The 25,861-nt window shown below is 45.9% G+C and carries 17 protein-coding genes; 10 read left to right on the top strand and 7 right to left on the bottom strand.

Annotated features, from left to right (window positions below; all coding sequences use genetic code 11):
- Window positions 1–217: 217 nt before the first annotated feature.
- The 6 genes from MIC7113_RS27325 to MIC7113_RS35100 all read left to right on the top strand — a co-directional run bounded on the left by MIC7113_RS27325 (window position 218) and on the right by MIC7113_RS35100 (window position 12,982).
- Window positions 218–3,826: an AAA-like domain-containing protein gene (locus tag MIC7113_RS27325; RefSeq protein ID WP_015185437.1), complete on the top strand. Its 3,609-nt coding sequence runs from the start codon at window positions 218–220 to the stop codon at window positions 3,824–3,826.
- 253 nt (window positions 3,827–4,079) lie between these two features.
- Entirely contained in the window at window positions 4,080–5,378 is a 1,299-nt protein-coding gene (locus MIC7113_RS27330; RefSeq protein WP_015185438.1) for a lysine N(6)-hydroxylase/L-ornithine N(5)-oxygenase family protein, read from the top strand.
- A 358-nt stretch (window positions 5,379–5,736) separates the two neighbouring features.
- Window positions 5,737–7,164, top strand: a complete 1,428-nt coding sequence (locus tag MIC7113_RS27335) for an MATE family efflux transporter (RefSeq protein WP_015185439.1) — start codon at window positions 5,737–5,739, stop codon at window positions 7,162–7,164.
- Between the two features lie 409 nt (window positions 7,165–7,573).
- Window positions 7,574–8,350: an AAA-like domain-containing protein gene (locus tag MIC7113_RS27340; RefSeq protein WP_015185440.1), complete on the top strand. Its 777-nt coding sequence runs from the start codon at window positions 7,574–7,576 to the stop codon at window positions 8,348–8,350.
- Window positions 8,351–8,381: 31 nt separating this feature from the next.
- Window positions 8,382–9,353, top strand: coding sequence for a DMT family transporter (locus tag MIC7113_RS27345; RefSeq protein WP_015185441.1), 972 nt, complete (start codon window positions 8,382–8,384; stop codon window positions 9,351–9,353).
- Window positions 9,354–9,421: 68 nt separating this feature from the next.
- Window positions 9,422–12,982, top strand: a complete 3,561-nt coding sequence (locus MIC7113_RS35100) for a nitric oxide synthase oxygenase (RefSeq protein ID WP_015185442.1) — start codon at window positions 9,422–9,424, stop codon at window positions 12,980–12,982.
- Between the two features lie 389 nt (window positions 12,983–13,371).
- Here the strand turns inward: MIC7113_RS35100 and MIC7113_RS27355 are convergent, their stop codons facing one another.
- From MIC7113_RS27355 to MIC7113_RS33880, 3 genes are all read right to left on the bottom strand, one after another.
- Entirely contained in the window at window positions 13,372–14,979 is a 1,608-nt protein-coding gene (locus MIC7113_RS27355; RefSeq protein WP_015185443.1) for a sensor histidine kinase, read from the bottom strand.
- 11 nt (window positions 14,980–14,990) lie between these two features.
- The gene (locus MIC7113_RS27360) at window positions 14,991–15,431 is read right to left on the bottom strand and encodes a response regulator (protein ID WP_015185444.1); all 441 of its coding nucleotides are present in this window, start codon (window positions 15,429–15,431) and stop codon (window positions 14,991–14,993) included.
- Window positions 15,432–15,532: 101 nt separating this feature from the next.
- The gene (locus MIC7113_RS33880; RefSeq protein WP_015185445.1) at window positions 15,533–18,481 is read right to left on the bottom strand and encodes a PAS domain S-box protein; all 2,949 of its coding nucleotides are present in this window, start codon (window positions 18,479–18,481) and stop codon (window positions 15,533–15,535) included.
- A gap of 205 nt (window positions 18,482–18,686) precedes the next feature.
- On the opposite strand from MIC7113_RS33880, the gene nblR reads away from it, so the two are divergent.
- The 3 genes from nblR to MIC7113_RS27380 all read left to right on the top strand — a co-directional run bounded on the left by nblR (window position 18,687) and on the right by MIC7113_RS27380 (window position 20,964).
- Window positions 18,687–19,382, top strand: a complete 696-nt coding sequence (gene nblR / locus MIC7113_RS27370) for a response regulator transcription factor NblR (RefSeq protein ID WP_015185446.1) — start codon at window positions 18,687–18,689, stop codon at window positions 19,380–19,382.
- 180 nt (window positions 19,383–19,562) lie between these two features.
- Window positions 19,563–20,141: a DUF192 domain-containing protein gene (locus MIC7113_RS27375; protein ID WP_015185447.1), complete on the top strand. Its 579-nt coding sequence runs from the start codon at window positions 19,563–19,565 to the stop codon at window positions 20,139–20,141.
- Window positions 20,142–20,772: 631 nt separating this feature from the next.
- The gene (locus MIC7113_RS27380; protein ID WP_015185448.1) at window positions 20,773–20,964 is read left to right on the top strand and encodes a DUF2949 domain-containing protein; all 192 of its coding nucleotides are present in this window, start codon (window positions 20,773–20,775) and stop codon (window positions 20,962–20,964) included.
- Window positions 20,965–21,150: 186 nt separating this feature from the next.
- Here MIC7113_RS27380 and MIC7113_RS27385 read toward each other — a convergent pair whose 3' ends face one another.
- The 4 genes from MIC7113_RS27385 to lpdA all read right to left on the bottom strand — a co-directional run bounded on the left by MIC7113_RS27385 (window position 21,151) and on the right by lpdA (window position 25,305).
- A complete protein-coding gene (locus MIC7113_RS27385; protein ID WP_015185450.1) occupies window positions 21,151–22,302 on the bottom strand; it encodes a pyridoxal-phosphate-dependent aminotransferase family protein in 1,152 nt (383 codons plus the stop codon).
- 175 nt (window positions 22,303–22,477) lie between these two features.
- A complete protein-coding gene (locus tag MIC7113_RS27390) occupies window positions 22,478–22,765 on the bottom strand; it encodes a DUF5340 domain-containing protein (RefSeq protein ID WP_015185451.1) in 288 nt (95 codons plus the stop codon).
- Between the two features lie 148 nt (window positions 22,766–22,913).
- On the bottom strand, window positions 22,914–23,801 hold the full coding sequence (gene trpC, locus MIC7113_RS27395) for an indole-3-glycerol phosphate synthase TrpC (RefSeq protein WP_041781345.1): 888 nt from the start codon (window positions 23,799–23,801) through the stop codon (window positions 22,914–22,916).
- Window positions 23,802–23,865: 64 nt separating this feature from the next.
- A complete protein-coding gene (gene lpdA, locus MIC7113_RS27400; RefSeq protein WP_015185453.1) occupies window positions 23,866–25,305 on the bottom strand; it encodes a dihydrolipoyl dehydrogenase in 1,440 nt (479 codons plus the stop codon).
- Between the two features lie 298 nt (window positions 25,306–25,603).
- Here lpdA and MIC7113_RS27405 point away from each other — a divergent pair, with 298 nt between their 5' ends.
- Complete coding sequence (locus tag MIC7113_RS27405) at window positions 25,604–25,861, top strand: hypothetical protein (RefSeq protein WP_015185454.1); 258 nt, start codon at window positions 25,604–25,606, stop codon at window positions 25,859–25,861.

Raw genomic sequence — 25,861 nt, forward strand, 5'->3', positions numbered from 1 at the left:
CTATTTAGAGTTGATTAATTTAGAGTTGATTAATTTTATAGCTTCTTTGCTTAAAGAAAAGCAAGTTGGAAAAGTCGGAATTCACAGATATAAGTAAAGGCTTTTATAAATTATTTAGAAAATGAAAAGTAGGGAAGGGAGGAAAGGTAGGGAAATATGATATTTAGAGTTTATAATTAAAAATTATTAATTAACTGATTTTAATTATCAACTCCTTATGCCCCAAGATAGCTATCAACTCGGCGGCAGTTTAACCATCGATGCACCGAGTTACGTACAGCGACAAGCCGACTCACAACTGTATCAAGCCCTCAAGCGAGGAGAGTTCTGCTATATCCTCAACTCCCGGCAAATGGGAAAATCCTCACTGCTGGTGCGAACCAAGCATCGCCTTGAGCAAGATGGTTTTCTCTGTGCTGCCGTGGATTTGAGTGTGGTAGGCAGCGAACAAATTACTCCACTGCAATGGTACAAGGGGTTTGTCGGTGACTTATGGCGACAGTTGGGGCTACTGGAAACCTTGAACCTAAAAACTTGGTGGCTTGAACGCAACGATTTGGGTTTATTACAACGACTGCGGTGGTTTATTGAAGAATTGCTATTCGTGCAGTTTCCCCAACAACAGTTGTTTATCTTTGTCGATGAAATAGACTCTCTGCTGGGGCTTAACTTTTCGATTGATGACTTTTTTGCCTTTATTCGCTTCTGTTATAACCAACGGGCAATCAACCCAGAGTATCAACGGATTACCTTTGCCATTTTTGGGGTAGCAACTCCTTCCGATTTGATTCGAGATAGAACAAAGACACCGTTCAATATTGGGCAAGCAATCGAACTCATTGGGTTTGAGTGGGAGGAAGTGACTCCCTTAATTCAAGGGCTGGAAAAGACGGTGGAACAACCAGAATCGTTTGTCAGGGCGATTTTAGACTGGACAGCGGGACAACCGTTTTTGACTCAGAAGTTGTGTCATTTAGTCGTGCAATTGAGTCAGCGGACAACGGGGGATGGTGGCAAGATGAGTATTCCACCGGGTACAGAATCGTTCTGGATTGAGAACTTAGTCAAAACCCGCATTATTGAACGTTGGGAATCGCAGGATGAACCGGAACATCTCAGAACGATACGCGATCGCATAGACCGTAATGGTCAGCGGGCTGGGAGAATTCTCGGCATTTATCAACAAATTTTGCAAGGGATTGAAATAAATTGTGATGATAGTCGAGAACAGATTGAATTGTTACTCAGTGGCTTGGTCGTTAGGCACGAGGGAATATTAAAGGTAAAAAATCGCATCTATCAACAAGTATTTAATCTGCAATGGGTTGAAAAAAAATTAACGGCACTGCGTCCTTACTCGCAAGCGTTTGATGCTTGGGTAGCTTCAGGGCAAAAAGATGAATCGCGACTGTTGCGCGGACAAGCTTTAAAAGACGCTTCCTACTGGGCACAGGGCAAAAGTTTAAGCGATTTAGACTATCAGTTTTTAGCAGATAGCCAAGAAGTAGATAGCCTTGAATTGCAATTATTTTTAGAAGCAGAACGTCTTAAAGAAGTAGAAGCTAGGCTAGCCCTCAAGAAAAAAAGTGCTAAACGCCAAGCTTATCTAATTGCTGGGCTTTCATTCGCTTTAGTAAATGCGATCGCAGCAGGAATCTTCGCTTTCTCCCAGTACCAGAAAGCCCTCCTCAGCCAACGCAATGAGCAAATCGAAAAAATTCAAAAGATGGCTAGATATTCTGAAGCCCTCTTTGCCTTAGATAAAAGGTTAGATGCTTTAATTGAAGCGCTCAAGGCCAGAAGAGAACTTAAACACTTAGCACCAACCGACCCCCAAACAGAAGCAATGGTGGAGTTAGCTTTGCGACTGTCAATTTATGGAGCTGCTGAATTTAACCGCTTTTCAGGTTATGCCTCCGTCAATAACGCATTAGATGTTAGTTCTGATGGCGAGATGATTGCTGTGGCAACAATCGGAAATGGTGTCCAAATTTGGCAGCGCGATGGTAGGTTGCTGGGTATCTTTAAAGGATATCTTGGCCCAGTTATAGGTGTAGCCATCAGCCCCAACAGTCAGCTCATTGCTTCATCAAACGGAGACACAACCGTCAAACTCTGGCAACGTGACGGCACTCTCGTAAAAACGTTGACAGGGTTTAAAGCTGCAACTGGCAAAGTCAAGTTTAGTCCTGACGGAAAACTGATTGTTGCCTCCAGTGGGGACGGTACGATAAAACTCTGGCACGTCGATGGCAGATTGCTCAAGACCTTGAAGCATGGCGTGATCGTTACACCAGTAGTTTTTAGCCCCGATGGAAAGTTGATGGCTTCGGCTGCTGACGACGGCACTTTAAAACTTTGGCAGCCCGATGGCACATTGCTGAAAACACTTTCAGATATTCCATCTCCTGTTTTCTCAATTGCCTTTAGTCCTGACAGCAAAACCTTGGCAACCGGCAATGGAGACGGGAAGGTGCAACTATGGCAGCGTGACGGCAGTTTGTTAAAGACTTTCACTGCACACGATGCGGCAATTAACGCACTAGCGTTCAGCCCGAATGGGCAGATTATCGTCTCTGGCTCTGATGACAAGATGGTAAAGTTTTGGAGCCAGGATGGTACTTTGTTGAATGCCATTAAAGGCCATAACAGTACCGTTCAAGATATTGCATTTAGTCCCAACGGCGATACCCTATTCTCTGCATCTGGGGATGGCACTGTAAAACTGTGGAAATTGCACAATCGGTTGCTGAAAATTCTACGGGGACATACGGCGGGAATTTGGGGAATCGCTTTTAGTCTTGATGGACAGTTAATCGCTTCATCGAGTTCGAAGGAGACGATCCTCTGGCGCAAAGATGGTATTAGCTATCGGCGCTTAAAAGAGCCAAGCCCTCGGTTTGGCTCAGTTGCGATCAGTCCAGATAGTCAAACGATCGCAACTGTTGGCACAGACCAATCAATTAAACTTTGGAGGAAAGATGGTACATTGCTTCGTAGTCTCAAAGGGCATCAGGGTAATCTTAAGCAAGTCGCTTTTAGCCCTGACGGTAATATGCTTGCATCTTCGAGTAGCGATCGCACAGTCAAACTTTGGCGGATAGACGGTACCGAAATCGCTACTTTTAGAGGACATACGGCTGGGACTTGGGGAGTTGCTTTTAGTCCCGATGGTTCGTTACTGGCATCGAGCAGTGGCGACAAGACAGTCAAGCTTTGGCGTTTAGCTTCCTCTACACCCTACACCCTACAACGCCACATCCTCCACTTGGGGAAACCTCAAGACCGGAGTGGATCGCCCACACCCGGCCCAAAAGGGCTTGGTGAAGATAGCTTATTCAAGACTCTTCAAGGTCATAATAGTGTAGTCATTGGCGTAGCTTTTAGCCCCAATGGTGAATTGATTGCTTCGGTGAGTGAAGACAGGACGGCTAAACTTTGGAGTCGTGACGGCAAGTTACTGCATACTCTCAAGGGACATAATTCTGGGATTTGGAGTGTAGCGTTTAGCCCTGACAGCAAGACTTTTGCTACAGGGAGTAATGATGGGATAATTAAACTCTGGAAAAGTAATGGCACATTTATAACAAATCTGATTGGACATAGTGCTGGGGTTAAGGGATTAGCTTTTGCTCCTGATGGCAAAACTCTGGCTTCGGCTGCTGAGGACAAAACAGTAATTTTGTGGAATTTAGAGCAGTCTGTAGAGCTAGATAAGGTAGTAGCAGCGGGTTGCGATTGGGTGCGAGATTATCTGCGGACAAATGTCGAATTGAAGGAGGAAGACAGACATTTGTGCGAGAGACGTAGTCTAGCGAGGCGTTAGTAGGGAATAAATTGACCAATTTAGATGATTGACAAAAGTAACTAATTGTAGTTTTTTGACTCACGGCAAGATAACCGTATACAAAGATACCAACTTTATCTATTTTTTGTTGAGCTAAAAAACTGAACAATGTATGGGATAACCAATATACGAAAGAGTTGCGGCTTGGGAATACAAACATAAATTGACTGACCCGACAAAAAAACAGTATTAAGGTTTTGCAATTGTCAAAATTTTTTCAAAAATGGAATAAATGACTAATAATCATTATGATCTAATCGGAGTTGGGATTGGACCCTTTAATTTAGGTTTAGCAGCACTTTGTGAACCCGTAGATCAAATCAATGCTCTATTTCTAGAACAAAAACCCCAATTCCAATGGCATCCAGGTTTATTACTTGAAAACACTTCACTTCAAGTCCCATTTCTAGCTGATTTGGTAACAATGGCTGACCCCTGTAGCCAATTCAGCTTTCTTAACTACCTCAGAGCAAAATCCCGCCTTTACCACTTCTATTTTTTTGAAAAGTTTCATATTCCGCGCCGAGAATACAACCACTATTGTCAATGGGTGGCAGAACAACTATCCAGTTGTCGGTTTGGGGAACGAGTAGAAGCCATTACTTGGGAAGAAAATAGACAGGATTTTGCAGTAAAAACCAAAAGAGTTGATGGTACTCACTTCACCTATCATTGCCGAAACTTGGTTTTAGGAGTGGGTAGTATACCCCATACCCCAGCTTGCTTCCAAAATGTGCCTTCAGAGCGGATTTTTCACTCAGCAGAATTTTTGCACAAGCGCGATCGCGCTTATCAATGTCAATCCATCACTGTCATCGGTTCAGGGCAAAGTGCAGCAGAGGTTTTTTACGAACTGTTGCAAGCTCAGGAAACATACGGTTATCGTCTTAGCTGGCATACTCGTTCCCAAGGCTTTTTCCCAATGGAATACTCCAAATTGGGATTAGAGCATTTTTCTCCCGATTATATCCACTATTTCCACAGCCTACCCCAAGACAAGCGCGATCAATTGCTAGCAGGGCAAGATTTGCTTTACAAAGGAATTAGCTTCAGCACCATTGCTAATATATACGATCTGCTGTACGAGCGTTCTGTTGCAGACAATTATCCTGACGTACAGTTAGCATCTGCGATGGAAGTGAAGGAAGTGGAAAAAGCAGGTAATGGCTATCGTTTAGTCTATCGACACCTGCATCAGAATCAGCCCTATACTCATGAAACCGACTGTATCATTCTTGCCACTGGATACCACGACAAAATTCCCGATTGTATTGCAAATATCAGCCATCTAATTCAGTGGGACGAACAGAAGCGATACATTGTTAATCTTGACTATCGCCTTGCTCTCACCCAAGACATTCCCAATCAAATTTTTGTACAGAATGGCGACTTACACACTCACGGCATCGGCGCATCAGATTTGGGATTGGGCGCTTACTGCAACTCTGTAATTATTAACACTTTGGTAGGGCGAAGCGTCTATCCTGTGCAACAGCGCAACGTATTTCAGCAGTTTGGTACTCTAACATGAATTGACGACAGTTATAGAACTTAGGCTTACCAAAACCTTCCGGTGTTTTGTACCAGTTCCGTAAGTTCTGTGATTTATAGTTTTAGCGTTAGTTTCTGTATGGATGCTATCAAAACAGCATTACCTTCCCAAGCAGGTGAAGAAGCAGCTTTTGAATAAATGAGTAGCTTGTTTCATTTCACAATTTAGGTAACAACGCATCTTTGATGTATTTTGTAATGACAAAATAATTCGTAATTACGAACTACGAATTACGAACAAAATTAACAATTATTTCATTCAGAATACAAGCCCCTCAATTCATTTATGGAGAACACTTGATAGCGCAGCATCAATATTCAAGCTCCATTATTCATTTATGGAGTTTAATTCAGAATTCCGAATTAATAATTACGAATTGGAGCGCAGCGACTTGACCTCAATCTCGATTCCAACTCTCCGAACAGAAGTCAAAGAATTTTTACACCTTGCGGTTCCTCTAGCCAGTGCCCAAGTCGCCCAATCCCTTGTCGGGTTTGTAGATACCGTAATGATGGGGCATTTAGGATGGGAAACTCTGGCTGCCGGTGGATTAGCATCTATCACATTTACCACCCTGCTACAAACTGCAACTGGCATGGTTATGGGAGTCAGTCCTCTTGTAGCAAAGGCTTACGGAGCAGGTGACAAACTACGGATTAAGCAGGTGGTACGTCAGGGATTGTGGCTATCACTGGTGTTAGCCGTTCCTATGATGCTGCTGATTGGACATCTGGATAAGCTTATGCTTCAGCTTGGACAAGTTTCTGCGACTGTCACATTGGCAGATACTTATCTAGATATCATGCTTTGGGCAATGTTTCCAGTCTTGGGTTTTGCTGTACTCAGAGGGTTGGTATCGGGTGTGTCGCAAGCTCGTCCCATTATGGCGATCGTTATTGGAGGAACCCTCTTCAATATTGTAGGGAATTACATCTTGGGTTATGGCAAACTTGGATTTCCTAAACTGGGACTGACAGGTTTGGCGTTAGCGAGTACCGCTACCTTCTGGGGTATGTTCCTGGCATTAGCTCTCTACATTCTGATTCATCCTCAATTGAAATCATTACGCATCTTTCAAACCATAGATTGGCTAAAGCCGTCCCTGATCAGGGAGTTGCTATGGATTGGTGCACCCATCGGAATTTCTGCTGCCCTAGAATTTGGGCAAGTGAATGCAGTTACTTACATGATGGGCACATTGGGAACTGATGTGCTGGCAGCGCACCAAATTGTTTTCCAAACGGGACTGATTAACTTCATGCTACCGCTAGGAATGTCCTATGCCGCGACAGTTCGAGTGGGACAGTGGCTCGGAAAACAAAATCTGGAAGGCGTACAAAAAGCGGGGTACGTTAGTATGTTTTTCGGAGGTGGGGTTATGGTACTAATGGCAATTACACTAATTACCTTCTCCCGGCAAGTCATTGGGCTGTATTTAGATGTTAATGACCTAGCGAATGCTAGCATTGTTGCCATTGCCATGCCCATGTTTACAGTTGTGGCAGTACAGCTAATCTTTGAAGGAGTACAACGAACCGCTTATGGGGCGCTGCAAGGATTGCAGGATACTCGTGTGCCAATGCTGCTAGGCTTCTTAGCCTTCTGGGGAGCTGGATTGCTCAGTAGCTATATGTTGGGATACTCCTTTAATCTAGGTGGCATGGGCTTGTTGATCGGGGAGGTAATGGGTATAGCAACTGCCGCAGGATTTTTTATCTGGCGGTTTCGCCAACTCATCTCAAAGTACACCACCTTTGATTGTTAGATCCTTGCATAAGCAAAACCCAACAAACCAGTAAGCTTTTTAATCTTTTTGAGCTGGTGGGTTATTTCCGCCTTGCTGTATTAGTTAGGTAATTAATTTACCAATTTAGATTATTGACAAATTAGATAGTTTGTGAATTAAAGTAATATAACTCTACACAAACATACCAACTTTATCTATTTCTCGTTGAGCTAAAGAGCTGAATAATAACGTAGTGAAGTTTTTTGGTGAATGTCCGCTTACAGTAATTTAGCCCTTGTCCCTATCTCCCTCAGCGAAAACATAACTTTTGGCAAGAAAAGTATTTTTGGTTCAAAAAGGTTGATTGAGGCAAAAAATCTTTTGACAAACAGGCAAGAGAATCTAGAGCTAACTTGCTGTGTGTATACTACTCAAATGGAGTCACTACATGAATGTTGGCGAAGTTTTGAGCACTGTAGAACAAGGTCTGCTCTTAAGGCAACTAAGTTCCCTTGAGCGCTTCATCCTGTGTCAATCATGGCTCGGACGCGGTTATAGCGAGATGGCACCTGATTGTGCCTATAGTATCGCTCATATCAAGGATATTGGCTCCCAGTTGTGGCAAGCCCTCTCCAAAGCATTAGGGAAGAGAGTGACGAAAAAAAATCTGTTTTTAGTTCTGAAGCAATACCTGCTCTCCCACAAAGATGAAACAGTAACTAGTGACTCGTTATCAGTAACCTTAGTAGAAGCAATAGACCCACCACTAACGTCTACCACTAATCAGTTACCAGTTGCCACTGAAATAGTGGAGGCTTCATATTCAGAGGATAGTGAGCAATTACTGCTGGAAAGTGATCGCCCTACAGCCCTTCAAGCATCTTACGGTAGGAGTTGCCCTTTTTTTCGAGACGCTTTCTCGTCTTTGGCTGTGACTGCTTCGCAAACACGAACAGGAAATCGCTGCGAACTGGCAACTGAAAAAAGTTCGTGGCTAGAGAAAGCGCAGCAGAAGTGCCAAACTTTTACAGATCATACACAGACAGAAAATAATTTAAAAGCGCCCAAGCCTCGGGAGAAAAGTTCCCTGCTGTCTCCGATTCTTAATCGCACCACAGCTAGTCGAGACAAAACCGTCTACTTGGAGGTTCAGGGAGCAGACGCTACCGTTTCTGCCGAGATCAATCAATTTTTGCACTGGTTTTTAGGACTTACCCATCGATAGATGACATTTTAGGCAATTGCTTAAATCAGACATGATCAATCGGCTTGAATTTGCAAAACAACGACTTTTTAAGGGACTACCACTCACAGCGCTCACGGCACTTGTCATTGCCTTGGTTTCCATTTCACTCTCTGCTATTTTGATTCGGTTTGCTGAATCTGAAATGGCTCCTCAGGCGATCGCATTCAATCGCTTCTGGATCACAACAGTAATTTTAGGGTTGTGGAATGGGCTATGGTCGATTTTCAGCCAATCTTGGGCTAACCCATCGTCTCACCCGACTCCTTCCTTCGTTTGGATACTCGCTGCATTACTAGCTTTGGGTGTTCTCATCACAATGGATCTAGTTCTCTGGTCTTGGGCGCTGACTCAAACGAGTGTAGCTAATGCTACTTTACTAGCCAATTTCACCCCTCTGTTTACAACTTTGGGAGCATGGCTGATTTGGGGTAAGCGTTTTGATCGCTATTTTCTCATCGGCATGGTCATTGCCATGGGAGGAGCAATTGCTGTTGGTCTAACTGATTGGCAAATTGCAGCGGATAAATTGCAAGGCGATGGGATAGCCCTACTCGCGGCACTATCGTTCAGTATTTACTTGTTAATTCTAGAGAAACTGCAAACTTGGCTCACTGTCACAACTGTCGTGTTCTGGAGTTCTGCGATCGCTAGTGTACTGACTTTACCCATCGTTCTGATAACCAAGCAACCACTTTTTCCTCGTACCTGGCAAGGATGGTTGATTGTTCTGTCACTGGCGTTGGTGTGTCAGTTGCTAGGACAGGGCTTTTTGACCTACAGCCTGAAGCAAGTATCGTCTGAATTTGTTGCACTGTTCCTGCTATTAGATCCAATTCTGGCAGCGATTGGAGCAGGGATTCTGTTTTCAGAACATCTTAGTCTTGTCAATTGGCTAGCGTTTGCTGTTGTTTTGGTTGGTGTTTACTTAACAACGTTGAGCGAATCGATTACTCAAGCACCTCTGCCATTGACGAATCACTAGTGTTTCTTCATTAGTGAATGACTTGTCTTGTCGAACGTTACTAACCTTTTCTGTAGATTGAAATAAAAATGAAGAATATTGTTGTCTTTGTGACAAATCCGCAGTATCCACCTGCCCAGCAGTTTGTCAATCAGCTAGTCGCTGAGGGTAGCTATCGAGTGCGAGGCTTGAAAAAACCCAATGCCGTTACAGTACCTTCGGCATCGGAACGAGTTGAGTGGTCGAGTGCGAAGTTAACGTCTGGACAAGACGTTAAAGATATTTTTCAAGGGTGTGAAGCAGCATTCATGTTCATCACTCCAGCAGACTTACCAGAGGCGATTAACCTGACTCGCTCCTTCTTAGAACAAGCGAGCGAGGCTGGTATTCGGCGTTTAGCATGGGTAGCTCCTGCTTGTCCGGCAGAAAGTGACTTGGGAAAGCCTTTAGCCCAAGCCGAAGCATTAGTGCGCTCTTCAACTCTAGAAACTTTAGTGCTGCGCCATGCTCCTCTATTCTCTGACCTGCTTGACCAGAAAAGAGAGTTGCAGTTCCGCCGCACCCTCTCTTTGCCGCTTGGTAACAGTGCATTGCCCTGGTTAGCTCCAGAAATTATTGCCGAGGGACTATACAAGTGGATATTGGGAGAGGTGAATAACCAACCCCCAGATGTGCTGACGGGTCCTGTGCAGTTAACTGGAGACAATATTGCCAAGGGACTGAGTGAAGTTCTCAAACAAAACCTCAGCGCTTACAAGTTTGCCCAGCGCCGTTTCCAGGCAATTGACCTCGACGCTAGCGGACAGATCGATGGGGAAGAACTTTTCCCCTATTTGTTGGAACTCGGATATAGCAACGATGAAGCTCAGAAAATTTTAGAGGAAGCTGACAAAGACAAAAGTGGGACGATCGACTTCGAGGAGTTCATCCAAGGTTTGGAAGACCACCTCAACAGAATCCTAGCAGACGTTTCCCCAGAGGTGCAGTACGTTAACGTTCCCAAGGCAACTGCTCTCTATGACTTGATTAGCGGGGGATTAGACGAAAATACAGCCAAATATCGGCTTGACTTGCTCTCTGTACTCAATCAGTATGGCTTGCCTGAAAAAAATCAGGAACTCTCTCAGTGGCTGGGGCGACCTACTATGTCCGGCATCGAATGGGCAGACCAGCACATCCTAGAGTTGATTAACGTATACATTCTTCCCGGACGAGGGATTTTAACCATCAATCAAGGGAACCTCGATGGTCGTCCAGCATTAATTACCCGTCTCCTACAAGCCAATAACCGAATGCTGATTAGTCAGCGCACCTTAGATGGCAAGGCAGCAGAGTTGCAATGGGCTGATGAAGACATGAGTGATGCGGCAGTTGTCAGTTACCAGCCTGAAGGAGGTGGAGAGCGGGTTTTGAATTTGAAGGAAGGACGGCTTGTCGCTTTATCAGCACGGGGAAGTTGGCCCGGACGCCGACTAGCAACTCAGTTATTCTTCGAGGATCAACCCTTACCTAGCTGGCAAGTGGCTTTGTTCCGAGAACTGGGAGAGTTACAGATGGAGGAGGTTTCCACTACGGGAGCTGCTGATGAAGTTATTTGTAACTGCACTCAAGCCACTTGTGGCAAAGTGCAAGAGCTGATTGATAGTGGTTATAATACCATTGACCAAATTGGCGACCTCAGTCAAATCACGAGAATTTGCGGTGGTTGTCAAGCATTAGTGGAAGAACTGCTCGGTTCCTCTAGCCTCTTTGTTGCAGAATTGGTGGAAAAGTACAACTTAGGGCGGGGCATGGTCAGATTTCAGTTCCGTCCGGTCAATAAACCGGTCGTAGCCTCGAAGCCCGGACAGCACCTTCTGATTCAAGGGCGGGTAGATAACCGATGGGTGACACGCGCCTACACGTTGAGTTCTCCAGCCGATCAAACTGATAGCTACGAAATTACGGTTAAACGGGAAGAACTGGGACTGTTTTCTCGCTGGCTGTGCGATCGCGCTGACTCAGAGTCCCTATTTCGCATCTCTGACCCCCGTGGCGAGTATTTCCTAGAAGACGAAAATCCAGTGGTGTTCTTCGCGGGCGGGATTGGTGTGACACCTGCGATCGCCATGATGCGGACACTTGCCAACCGGGGAGATCAGCGCAAGTTTCACTTAGACTATTGTGCTCCCTACGCCGAAGATTTAGTCTTCCAGCCAGAGTTAGAACAGCTTACTGCCGCACATCCTCACCTCACTTTCACCCTGCGACCGACCCGAACCCAAGGCAGACTCACTGTTGAGGAAGTGCTACATCAGTATCCTTACACTGAAGGTGCTGTCGCCTTTATGTGCGGACCCGAAAGCTATATGAAGGCTATCCGGGGTCATCTCAAAGAGGCGAACTGGCCAAACTCAGCCATCCGGGAAGAGTTATTCTCCTCCAAACTGGATGAGGAAGGAAAAGCCCAGAAACCCGTCATTAAGCGTACCGCTGTACAACTGGCAGGCGGCATCACTCCTGTAGAACACCACAGCTTCGATGTCGGGCCAGTAGGTTCAGTAGTGCAAGAAGCCGAAGCCTTTCTCAAGCAGTGCTATCTAGAACAAGGCTTGAACGCCGTTTTCCTGCCCCGTTGGCAAGAAGTGAAAGCAGCCCTTGATAGCACAGGAACTTACGAACACACTTACGACGAACTGGCTTACGGTGCACGTTTGGCATGGCGCAACAGTTCCCGTTGCGTTGGACGCTACTTCTGGCAGAACCTTCAGCTACGGGATATGCGGCATCTGGAAACAGAAGAAGAAATGTTCGATGCCATCCTTGAACACATCAAGTACGCCACCAACAACGGGGATTTACGAGCAACCATAAGCATCTTTAAACCCGACGGGCGGCGTTTATGGAATCCTCAGTTAATCCGCTATGCTGGCTATCGTCAGGCAGATGGCACGATTTTGGGAGATCCCGCCAACGTAGAGTTGACCGAGCAAGCGTTCAGGCTCGGCTGGCCTGGTCCTAGTCAGCGCACGCGCTTTGACTTGCTGCCGCTAATCATCCAGCTTCCTGGCAAAGAGCCTCGCTGGTTTGAGATTCCTCCCGAACTTAATCTAGAGGTGCCGCTATCCCATCCTCGCTATGAATGGTTTGAGGAGTTGGGGCTGAAGTGGTACGCGCTGCCTGCTGTCTCCAGTATGGCGTTTGACATCGGCGGGATTCAGTACACTTGTGCGCCGTTCAATGGCTTCTACATGGGAACGGAAATTGGCGGTCGCAACTTCAGCGATACCTACCGTTACAATATGCTGCCGTTGATTGGCCAAAAGATGGGGTTGGATATGAGCGATGACAGCACCCTCTGGAAGGATTCTGCCTTGGTGGAACTCAATATTGCTGTTGTCCACTCCTACAAGAAGCATAGCGTTCGCTTGCTAGACCACCACAGCATGGGCGATTACTTCATGAAGTTTATGGACGAAGAGCAGAAATGCCAGCGTAACGTCTACACCGACTGGGGCTGGATCATTCCGCCCGTATCTGGCTCAACCGCCCCAGCGTGGCCGCTAGAAATGGAAAACCGGATACTCAAGCCTAACTATTTCTATCAGCCCGATCCTTGGAAGAGTGCAAGTGAACAACCGCAAGGGAAGTGCCCCTACCACAATTCCTAGTAAAGAGTTGGGTAAAGGCGGTTCAGAATTCATGCAATGAACCATAGATCTGTTTTGAGCAGTCTTCCTAGAGGAGTGACTGCTCAAGACAGCGAATAAGCTGTCGCGCATACAAGTTGCACTCGTTGGTAATGGAGAATTGAGCATTGATAATTAATGGAATTCTCTTCCTCTAAGTTTTTCCATCTCCGATTACCGATTACCGATTACCGATTAGCCGTCTTGAAGATATGCAAGTTCTAAGCACGACAGCTTATGAATTCTTTCATCTTCTATTGCTTGCTTCTTTTTTCGTCGCTGACCTTGGCTGGTGGTCTTTCTAAGGATAGCCCACTGATTCTAATTCCTCTTTCTTTACACCAAGATCGATTCTATGCCTGAGATGTTTTTTAAAGGGCGTGACATTGCTTTGCGTCTAACTGTCCCCCTATAGATTGATGGCTATTCAACGGCAGTATAACTGTAAACGTCGTGCCCACTCCCACGTTACTTTTAATACTAATCTTCCCGCCATGTAAGTCCACAAACCGTTTGACAATAGATAATCCTAATCCTGTACCAGGAATCTTACCGACATTTCGCCCTCGATGAAACGATTCAAACAGTTGTTGTTGATCGTCCATCGGAATGCCAATCCCTTGATCTTGAACCTGGAAAACGGCTTGATCATTTTGACAAGAAAGTTCAAACCAGATATTGCCCCCTTCGGGTGAATATTTAATCGCATTCGATAACAAATTGACCAGGATATGTTTAAGTAGATTTTCATCCAAACAAGCCGGATTGCATTCTCCTTGAATGGTCAATAATAATCTATATTTGCCCCCTGCATCAATTTGCATTTCTTCTACTAAATTAGAGCAGAAGTCTGCTAAATTACAATTATTTAAATTCAAGTTTAATTTCCCGACTTCTGCTCTGGTAATGATTAATATATCTTCTAATAGCTGTGTCATTTCTCTAGCAGCAGACTCTAGGTTATTAAGACAACGTTCTTGTTGAGTCTCAGTCGTTTTGTCTTTGAAATTTTTGAGTAATTCGCTTGACACTCTGATGCGGGTGAGTGGATTTCGGAACTCGTGGGACATCATAGAAACAAAGTTAAATCTAGCTTCGCTCAGCTCTCTTTCTCTTAAAAGCGTATTGCGAATTTCTTCGGCTCGCTTACGCTCTGTGATGTCGCGGGAGTTGAGTACAATACTCGATTTTCGGGTAGGAATATTGCTACTCTCAAGCTCCACTTTATTATAGTTTATAAAGGGGCTACCGCTATCACGTTCTAGAAGATGTTTGCCGACTGCCTCAAGAATCCGCCAAGAGCCATCTTGATGTTGAAAACGAAACTCGATAGATAGGGTAAGGTTTGAACTTTGGATGACTTGATTTAGGGTATGGGCGAGGTTTACTCTATCCTCAGTGTGAATGTAATCAAAAATATTTTTACCCGTTAATTCTTCTGGTTTATAACCCAAAACTCTCTCAACGGAAGGGCTTTCATAGTCAATAATTCCATCAGCATTAACAACTGTGATAATGTCTAAGGCATTTTCGATTAAGGCTCGAAAACGTTCTTCATTTTGGCGCACGGCTTGCTCAGCTTCACGTCGTTTGCGTCGCTCACTCGCCTCGCGGAGTTCCCGCTCAATGGTGGGTGCAAGTCGAGCCAATTTGCCTTTCATTAAGTAATCATGGGCACCTGCTTTCATTGCCGCAACGGCAATATCTTCACCAATCGTGCCGGACACAATAATGAAGGGCAAATCTAGCTGTCTTTCCTGCAAAAGAGTCAACGCCGCTGGGGCGCTAAAACTGGGCAAGGTATAATCAGCGATAATAATATCCCATGTTTGTTGATCGAGTGCGGCATTCATGGTCGAGGCTGTATCCACTCGTTCATAGATTAATTCATAACCACTGCACTCTAGTTCATACGCTAACAGCTCGGCATCGTCTTCCGAGTCTTCCACGAGCAAAACACGCAGTGGTCTATGCATCATGAGCAAAGTCCTTAGATGGGTGGTAGTTCGTTTAAAATTAGCCAATACACTCCCAATTGCTGTACTGCTGTCATAAATTGTTGAAAATCTACAGGTTTACGAATGTAGCTGTTGCATCCAAGACTGTAGCTATTAATCAAGTCTTGCTGCTCATTAGATGTTGTCAGAATAACGACAGGAAGCAATTTTGTCCGCTTATCAGCACGTAGTCGCTGCAAGACTTCCAATCCATTGATTCGAGGTAATTGTAAATCGAGGAGAATTAGAGCTGGCATGACGCTTAGGTCACGGTCTGCGTACATTCCTGTCCCGAATAAATAGTCTAGCGCTTCTACTCCGTCATGAGCTACCACAACCTCATTGGTAATCCTGCTTTGCTCGAAAGCCAGCAAAGTTAATTCTTGATCGTCAGGATTATCTTCCACAAGGAGTAGAGCGTTTCTGTGAGTCACCTGTTTAGTGCTTTGAGAACAAGTAAAGAGTCTTCTTTCAGCTTACAGCCTCAAGAATGTCACCGCCTATTTATAATAAGAGGGCAAGAATTGTCTTGAGGTTACAACGTGAAATAGAATGTAGCCCCTTGTTCAACGGCAGCTTCAGCCCACACACGGCCCCCATGTCGGTGAATAATGCGTTGGACGGTGGCCAGTCCAATCCCAGTCCCGGGAAACTGAGCTTGGGTGTGTAAGCGCTGGAACGCTCCGAATAGTTTATTCGCGTAAGCCATCTCGAAGCCTGCACCGTTGTCATGAACAAAATAGACAGGTTTAGCATCTTCGTGAAGTTTGGTATCAAATTCAATCCGTGCCAGCATACGCGCTGACGTAAATTTCCAAGAATTGTTAAGCAGATTCTCTAACACAATTCGCAAAAGCCTCGCATCTCCATAGGCAACCCGTCCCGGTGCGATCGCCCACTCAACTTGCCGTTCAGGTTGTGTACGTTGGAGTTCTGCGGCAATCTCCCTTGCCAATGCACTCAAATCGACTTGTGTGCGATGCATCTCACTACGGGTGACTCGCGACAACTTGAGCAAATCATCAATCAGTTCCCCCATCCGCTGCGTACCTGTACGAATTCGTTGGAGGTAGTGTTTCCCTTTCTCATCGAATCGGTCGGCGTAGCGGTCTAAAAGGGCTTGACTAAAGCCATCAATCCCCCGTAAAGGTGCTCGTAGATCGTGAGAAACTGAATAAGAGAAAGATTCAAGTTCCTGATTGATCGCTTCAAGTTCGGCTGTCCGTTCAGCAACACGGCGTTCTAAGTTGTGATTCAGTTCTCTAATTTCTTGCTCGGCTCGTTTGCGCTCCGTAATATCGCGAGTTACTGTTGCGATCGCGATCGCCTCATTCGTTCGCGAGTCTGCGATCAGAAAACAGTTATGATGCACTACAATTGGCTGATTGGTTTTGAAGTTCCTAAAGCGATATTCGCCTTCCCAACGTCCGTTTTTCATCAAGGCTGGCACAATTTGATCTAGGTACTCGACCCGATCTTCTTCCATCAGGTAGTCGAGTATGAATGTGGTCTTAACTTCCTCATTATTATCGAGTCCAATGAGCTGTTTACCCGCCTCACTCACGTAGAGGACTTCTCCAGTCATTGAAGCTAAGGAAATGAAATCAGAACTGTTTTCAATCAGTGAAACTAATTTTTGACGTTCTTCTTCGGTTGTTTTGCGTTCGCTAATATCTTCAACGATAACAATAAAATAATGCGATTTGCCGGACAAATCTCGGACCACTGAAGCGGTCAGATTGATCCAAATAGAAAGAGAATTTTTACCAACGTAACGCTTTTCCAAGGAGTAATCTTGAATTTCACCTGCACTCATTTGTTGAAGGTATTTGAGGCTAATACTTAAATCATCAGGGTGAGTAATATCTTGAAACGTTTGCTGTAAAAGTTCCTGACTCGTGTAACCAACAATGTCACACAACTTTTGATTAACTAGTAACCATTTTCCATCCAGTCCCACCTGTGCAATACCAACAGCGGCTTGATTAAAAATAGCCGCTAACCTTTGTTCGCTCTCGCGTAAAGCCTTTTCTGCCTGTTGGCGCTCAACGAGCATTTGGGCGTTTTCAAGTGCTACGGCTGCACTGGCAGCCAAACCTTGTAGCATCGTAATATCATTGTCGCTAAACGGACGTTGCTTGGCTTTATTATGAAGTTCAAAACAGCCAATTAATTCCCCTTTACGATTAAAAATAGGAATGTTGATCAGGTTATAAAAAGTAAAGGCTTTTTGCAGATAGGGTAGGACGTTAGGGTCGGATTCAGCCTGATTAGAAACATAAGGTTTCCGTGTTTCCATAACCCATCCAGAAACCCCCATTCCTCGCTCATAGGTTATATCAACAGAGTAAATTTTGCCATTTTGGTTATATTCACTAAAAACCATCTGCCCTTGCTTGTTTAATCCATAAGTTCCAGCCGATGCTCCTGCTAACTCGATCGCTGAAGCCATCATTGTTCTCATTACCGTTGGAATTTCCAGGACAGTGTTAATCTCATGACTAGCGCGGGAAAGAATTTCCAACTGACGACTGCGCCTTAACAAAGCTTCCTCTACCTGCTTGTGTTCACTGATATCACGCGCAATGGAAAGTGTCGATTTAATTGCTCCATCATTCCCTAATTCCGGCACAAGACGAACTTGATAATATTTCAGCCCATTGGGAGTGGGAAACTGAAATTCTAGGGACTTTTCTTGACCCGTTTCAAACACTTGATATACAGAGTTTTCCCACGAAACAATTAGGTCTTCTGGCATCCCTAAGTCTCGATTCGTTTTGCCGATAAATGTCTCAGGTAATAATCCTGTTGCTCGTGTTATGGCTGGGTTGATGTAAAGATGACGCAAGTCGCGATCGAAGCGTGTAATGATATCTGGAGCATTTTCAACAAGCGCTTTAAATTCTTGTTCGCGTCGGTTTAGCACCTCTTCTTGACGCTTACGCCATTCTATTTCTGCTTGTAGAGATTCGTTGGTTGTGGCTAACTCTGCGGTACGTTCCTGAACTCTGATTTCTAGCTGTTCATTCACTCTTTGCAACGCTTTTTCAGCTTCTTGGCGTTGAGTAATTTCATTTCTCAGTTCAAGATTGATCACTTCTAATTGGGCTGGGCTGGGGAGAGCCAGTGCTTGAGGAATCAAGGGCACTAGTAGCACTGCCGTACCCACTGATACCCAAGCAGTAATTGCTTTGATTAATCCCGACAGCCAGTAAGTCGGGTGCCAGAGTGTCCATACCTCGAAGAAATGAGTCGTACCACAGGCGACGATAAAGCTGCCAAAGATGAGAAAGATCCAATTAAAGGGCAGATCTCGCCTTTTATGAACAAAATAAACTAGCAGAAAAGAAATTGAGTAATAGGCAATCCCTGTCACCACATCTGCTACAACATGGAGCCAGACTAACTCAGGTTTCCAAAGATAGCAGTGTCCGTGAGGAATAAACTCTCTTGCATCTACAAGGGTTCGTACAAATTCCAGCATGAACTTTCTCTTATCAAGCTTTGTATGATTAATGTTCCCTAGAACTTCGGTCTAGTCTTCATGTTTAGCAAAAGTCTCAAACGATTGTTTGATTCGTGAACCGATGTTCTAGGCGAAAGCCATGTGTAACTCATTGTCAAGACATGCTACAACAGGGAGAATAACTCAGGTACAGTACCCCAAGCCTGTGAATTAAGCTCTGCCTATGCACTCTGCTACCCTTGACCCTAATCCCTGTGTCTTAGTTGTAGAAACAGACGAAGCTTTTGCTGAACGACTGAGCCTGGATTTGAAAGAAGCAGGATATTGTACGGTCGTGGCTCATGATGCTACCAGTGGTTGGCATCAAGCCTGTGAACTCCAACCGGCAATGGTTGTTGTGGATCGAGCGCTGGCTGGCGAGTCAGGACTGAGATTGTGTACTCAAATTAGAAGTTCCGGCTCTCGCGTACCGATAGTTCTGCTGATGGCTCGTGACACGGTAGATGATCGGGTGGCTTGTCTGGAGTCTGGCGCTGATGATTATTTCCTCAAACCTTATCGTACCGAACCTTTTTTACAGATGGTGCGTCTGTATCTAGAGCCGAAAACTAGTGCTACAGAACAGCTAAGATTTGGGGAACTGGTTTTAGACTTAACAACACGCCGTGCGATGCGCGGAGGGCGGGCGATTGACTTAACGATGAAGGAGTTTGAACTTCTTAAATATTTAATGATGCATCCCCGTGAGGTCTTAACCCGCGAACAAATTCTCGAAAATGTTTGGGGTTACGATTTTATGGGAGAGTCGAATGTGATTGAGGTCTACATTCGTTATTTACGTCTGAAAATTGAAGATGAAGGTGAAAAGCGCTTGATTCAGACGGTGCGGGGCGTCGGGTACGTATTGCGGGAGTCGTAGAGTGTTGGGAATGGACAGTGGCAATGATTTTTCCTAGGCTCTCACGGTTGAGCATCAACCTCTGTGTGCCGGGAACATGACTAGCCTGTCAGCGCTCACTTAGTAATTAACGGTATTCCTTACCAGAGACGGATGGGTAGGTGAACATCCTTTGAGAACAAATGGCATATTGAGCGGAAAATGTTGATGAAGTGTCAGATGGGTTTATCAGGAATAGTATTGAGTCTTTTGTTAATGAGCTGTGCTTCATCCGTGCCAGCCGAACCAGGGCAGGAGAAGCTCTTAAGCCAACCGCCAACCCCTGCCCCAGTCGTCTCCTCGTCACCTACAAATGCCGGTCAAATGTTACCTATTTCTGCTCAAGCTGAGATTAAAGGTCAGCGGATTTCACTCGAAGTAGCACGGACGCGCCAGCAGCAGCAAATGGGGTTGATGTATCGAACGTCTCTAGCGGATAACCGGGGCATGTTGTTTCCTTTTGACCCGCCGCAACCGACCAGCTTTTGGATGAAGAATACTAAAATTCCCCTGGATATGATTTTTTTGCGAGATGGTCAAGTGAAAGACATTGTCGCCAATGTTCCCCCTTGTAAGGCCGACCCCTGCCCCTCTTATGGGCCTGAGAACATGATCCTGATTGACCAAGTGATTGAACTGCGTGCGGGACGTGCGGCAGAACTCGGTTTAAAGGTGGGCGATCGCGTCAGCATTAAATTCTTGGACAGCAATACCCCCCCTAGCACTCAACCCACTTCTTAAATTTTTATTAAGAATATTAAAAAAACTAATGAACATTTTATACTTCTGTAGCAGTAATGAGCTACTCTTTCCATAGGCAGACTTCAGTGGTCAAAAATTTAGGTATTATTGACTACTAATGACCTAATCACGCTTGAGCTATCCAACGGCTGAGCCAAGAGAGAGTGTGTACGAGTCGCCAATTGGGTTTCAGTTGGCAGGGTGGTGTGAGGAGAGTTCAGAAATAACGTACACCCCGTGGAAAATCTGCCATTTTATAGATGGTAGATGGCTTGAATTCAATCGCTGGCGTCGAGCAGCATTCAGCAAACTTTGCTTAAGACTGCCGTGTTTTGGTTTGGAGTATCCAGTTCAGCGAAGCGGGATTGACCGACTTACGAGCTTAATCCGTTCTAGGGGTATAACCTTTAGTACAGAAATTTCGTAGGTCGCTCCACGTAGAAGACAAACTCGACTGATGAAAATCTCTGATAGCTGGTGATTTGGAACACAAGTCACAACCGTTCTTACCCTCAAGATAGAGAAAAAGAATCGGCAAACGGTGGACAGATAGATGACTGGCTACTGAGGCTTTCAGGACATAGCCCTCTAATTCCAAAATAGAGCAGACAATGAGGAGGTGAAAGCAAATATGACCCCTACAACCTATACTCGATTTCTTCGCTTTCTTCAAGACGAGTTAGCCATTTCCACAGACTCGCTGGCGTTCGCGCAACGGTATCGTGAACAAGACCCAGGCCCTTTGCCGATGATTCTTTGGCAGTACGGTTTAGTGACTCTTGAGCAGCTAGACCGAATTTATGACTGGCTAGAAACAGTCTAAGACTGAACCAATCGGCGAGGAGAAAACGCATCATGTCCAAGCGCTTACGCCTTGGGGTTGACCTAACTCTCAGGCAAACTCCATTATTTTGTTTTCCTTCACAATTTATCCCATATAAAAAAGAGCGGGTCAATCAGCGACTCGCTCTTTTAGTGAGGAATCATGGGTTATAAATCATGAGAATTTCTAATGACTCATGACTCTGAGTGCGGCGGCTACACCAACTCCAGGCACGAGAGATTCATATCCCAACTCTTGAAGAGTGGCTTCGAGAGCGGCAATTAGGCAAAGAATGTCGCGATCGCTCACAAAGCCAAGGTGACCAATGCGGAAGATTTTTCCTTTTAGGTGGTCTTGTCCTCCTGCCAGAGCAATATTAAAGCGCTGTTGCATCACAGATCTAATTTGTTCAGACTCAACCGATATAGGTGCCACAGCCGTAATCGCCGGACTTGCCACTTCATCCGCCGCAAACAAGGGTAGCGAGAGGGCTTTCAGGGCTTCCCGTGTTGCCTTCATCAGACGCTGATGACGAGCGAAAATAGAATCTAACCCTTCTGCTTGCATCATCCGTAGCGCCACTTGTAACGCCACAACCACGTTGACGGGTGGAGTAAAGGGATTAATATTATTCGCCGCCGCTTTTTTGTACACCCCTAAATCCAGGTAAAAACGGGGCAACTTCGCGGTTTGATAAGCTTCCCAGGCTTTGGGGCTAACGGAAACAAACCCCAGTCCGGGGGGAGTCATATAGCCCTTTTGAGAACCCGAAACCACGACATCCAGCCCCCAACGATCAATGGGTAGATGAACCGAACCTAAACTCGTAACCGCGTCAACAATGATCAGCGCTTTGCCGTGTTCTTTGACGTGACGGTTAAGGGTTTCTAGGTCGTTGAGGACACCTGTAGATGTCTCAGAATGGGTGATGATGACCGCTTTGATTGTTTTGTCCGTGTCGGCGGCTAGTTTTGCTCTAAACTGCTCTGTATCTATGGATTTACCCCATTGAGCCGTAATTTTCTCGACTTCAAGGCCAAAGGCGGCACATAGATCCGCCCAGCGCTCGCCAAATTTCCCGTTACATCCTACCAAAACGCGATCGCCCGGACTTAAAAAGTTAATAATTCCTGCTTCCATCGCCCCGGTACCACTCGCCGTCAACACCAAGACATCATTCTCAGTCTGGTGCAGCCATTTGAGGTTGTGGTTCACCTCTCCCATAATGGCGCTATATTCGTCGCTCCGGTGGCTGATTGGGTGCCTAGCCAAGGCCAATAACACTGGTTCTGGTACCGGTGTCGGCCCAGGAATCATCAGCATCTGCTTGTTGTCCATGAGGTAGTTCTCCATCGCTCCGTATGATCCAGGATCTCACAACCGATTTGCCTGTGCTGGAAGCGAGGGAAGGGAATTTCTGGGCTTTGTTTAACCTCTCAATGGTGGGATGGGCAATCCCGCCCATCCTCTGATTTTTCTCGGCTTTAAAATGCAGATGCAACTGGTTAGGAGTTCACTTGCTAACTTCAGGCTTCTGATCTAAGGGAAAAACGTCAGGAGAAGGGTTTGGCTCCGAGTTAACGCTATTGAGAGACCAGCGATACTCAACCGGTAAGTTGGCTCGCTGGCAGCTTTGTTCAAGTTGCTTCTGCTGAGCCAAGGCTTTGCGGAGGGTGCTGATTAGTTGATGAACTTGCTCTCGAACGGCTGGTTTTTGACTCACCGCAAACGAAGTTTGACGTTCTAGAAGTTGGAGAAGCAGTTCGTAATGAATATAAGACGGAAGGGGGATTGGCTCCATGAAAGCTGGTTTACCTCGAAATGAACGAATCTGCGATAGCAAAACATCCTGTTAGGGGCGCTAAGCGCTTTAAGTGAGCCGGAAACTCACTTGTGCATCTTAAAAGCCCCTGAGAGTTCTCGCCATTGAATGAACTATTCCTAGGAAGTCATGCCTTGGCAAACAAATCGGCGATCGCAATAGCTGGATCAGGCTGTTTCACCAATGACTCACCGATGAGAACGGCAGTTGCCCCTGCACAGGCCACTTGTTCCAAATCAGCAGTTGTGTGAAGTCCCGATTCGCTGACAACCGCTATATTCCGCTCTTGGAGCTGATGACTCCGCACCTCTAGCAGATCACAGGTTGTTTGCAGATCAATCGAAAAGTCTTCCAAGTTGCGATTATTAATACCCACTAGGGTAACCCCATCTAGAGATAACACGCGGTCTAACTCTTCAAGAGTATGAACCTCAATCAAGGGGGTCATGGACAAAGATTTCGTAATTTTGACAAAGTACTGGAGGTCTTGATCGGACAGAATAGCGGCAATCAATAAAACCGCATCAGCTCCATAAGCGCGGGCGAGATAGATTTGATAAGGATAGATAATGAACTCTTTACATAAGACTGGCAAGTCAATGGCAGCACGAACCTGACTCAGATTTTCCCAACTGCCCTGAAAGAATTTTTGATCCGTCAGTACAGAGATAGCTGTCGCCCCGCCTTTTTGGTAAGCTTGAGCGATCGCAACTGGCTCAAAATCCTCACGGATCACACCCTTACTGGGTGATGCCTTTTTGACTTCAGCAATCAGGGCAGGCCGGGTTTTACCACAGAGCAAGGCGGCTTGAAAGTCACGGGGAGTCGGTGCGGTTTGCACCCGCTTACGCAATTCCACCAAAGGCAAGCGTTCTCGCATCTGGTCAATTTCTGCCTCTTTGTGCCAGACAATTTCTTCCAGGATATGGCGTGGTTCAGCGTCTGGGACTTTAACTTGATAACGAACGATGCTGATATCAACAGGGGGACTCGGTGGGCGTCGGCGAATTTGCATGAGTGGGTTATGGGTCATTGGTCATAGGTCATTGGTTTTAGGTCAACTGACAATGTTGAACTGACTAATGACTCAGCACAGCTCGTTTGTAGGCTTCATCCAACACTTCCGAGAGGGTGGGGTGAGCATGGACTAAGTAGGCGAGAGTGTTAACAGACTGGCGCTGTGCGATCGCATTGGATGCCTCATGAATCAAATCTGAGGCGTGGAGTCCCAAAATATGAACACCGAGGACTTCGCCTGTATCTTGGCGGTAGATCACTTTAGCAAGACCATCGGCTTCTCCTTCTGCGATCGCTTTAGAATTCCCCTTAAAGTATGACCGAACCGAGGCGACCTCAAATCCCTCTTTCTCTCCCAGTTCTTTAGCGGCGGGTTCTGTCAGTCCCACATAGCTAATTTCTGGATGAGTAAAGGCGGCGGCGGGGATGCTGCGATAGTCTACAGTACGGTGACGACCACACATATTTTCGACTGCCGCAATTCCTTGAGCTGAGGCGGCATGAGCCAGCATCATTTGACCTGTTGCATCGCCAATCGCCCACAAATGTGGTACTGGTTCACCTCCTGACAGAACTGCCATCGTCTCATTGACCGGAATAAAGCCCCTGCGATCCGTTTGGGCCCCCACCGCGTCTAGCCCTAGATTTTTGGTGGCTGGAATCCGACCGGTTGCCACCAAGCAGGCATCCACTTCCAGAACATCCACGACTTCTTTGGTTTTGGGGTTCGTCAGTTCAATCACCACGGGTGAACCCGGAATCACTTTTGTGGCAAACACACCCACATGGGTTTCAATATCACGGGGTGTGATCAGAATGCGTGTTGCCAATTTAGCAATATCTGGGTCAAAGGTCGGCATCAATTGATCGAGGGCTTCGATCATCGTAATTTCAGACCCTAGAGCCGTGTAAACATCAGCAAACTCCAGACCAATGTAACCACTGCCAATAATGGCGACCCAGTCTGGTAACCAGTCGAGCTTTACGGCATCGTCACTAGTAAACACCGTTTTGCCATCAATCTCTATCCCCGGAGGGACGAAAGGAATGGAACCTGTGGATAAAATAATATCTTTTGCCGTAATGGTTTTTTCGCCGCTGTCTGTAGCCACAGTAACTTTTTGCGGCCCAGCTACCTTACCCCAGCCCTGAATAATATCAACACCTAGACGTTTGAGGCTGTTGGTGAGATCGCCGCGAATTTTACTCACCAGATTGGTTGCGTGGCTGGCGATCGCTGGGCGATCGAACTCCACACTTCCCACCTGAATCCCTAAGGACTTGAGGTGGTGGGCGTTCCGTAACTCCCGCACCCGCCCTGATGCTGCCAATAAGGCTTTTGATGGGATACAGCCTCGGTTAACACAGGTACCCCCCATCTGTGCCGCTTCAATAATCGCGGTTTTCAATCCACAGCTAACGGCGTGTAAAGCCGCGCCATGCCCGCCCACACCAGCTCCAATAATCACCAAATCGTAATCAAATTCTTGACTAACATTCATCTGTGTAATGCCTATCGCCCTCCCTATTCTTAACTTGTGCAATCTATGAACACAAGTATTTAGTTTAATTCACTCGTTCCTCTGGGTGCCATAGCGGGAACCCTAGCTACAGTTGTGGTTTGAGTTTCTCCGCCCAACTAAAATCTCAAGTGTTATGACGAGTTTGGTTGTTGTCCAAATTGGAGGATGAGCCAATTGAGCTGATTATGGACTTCAAACTTCCCCAAGCATCTTGATGTATCTTAGAAGTTTTCATCGGCTGTTCTGCAATTAAAAGGCGTTTTGGGAGTCAATCATTATGCAAGAGCATCAGCCAAATCTACGGAGTGCTGCGGACAGAGCTTTTCGGGAATCGCTGGAGCAATTAGACAATATCTTGCCTCCAGCTCCTCAAACCGCTGAATCTGATTTTCCCGTAGAAGGTGACTTTCCTTCAAGAAGTCAACCAAACTCCAATTTGTGGGAAGAAGCAGCGGCTGATCTGGATGCGTTTTTGGAGGACAAACATCTGCCACCACCGGGGATATTCGATGGGGAGGGTGAACAGACGAGTTGA

It is taken from the genome of Allocoleopsis franciscana PCC 7113 (assembly GCF_000317515.1).
In the GTDB taxonomy this organism is placed as follows: Bacteria; Cyanobacteriota; Cyanobacteriia; order Cyanobacteriales; family Coleofasciculaceae; genus Allocoleopsis; species Allocoleopsis franciscana.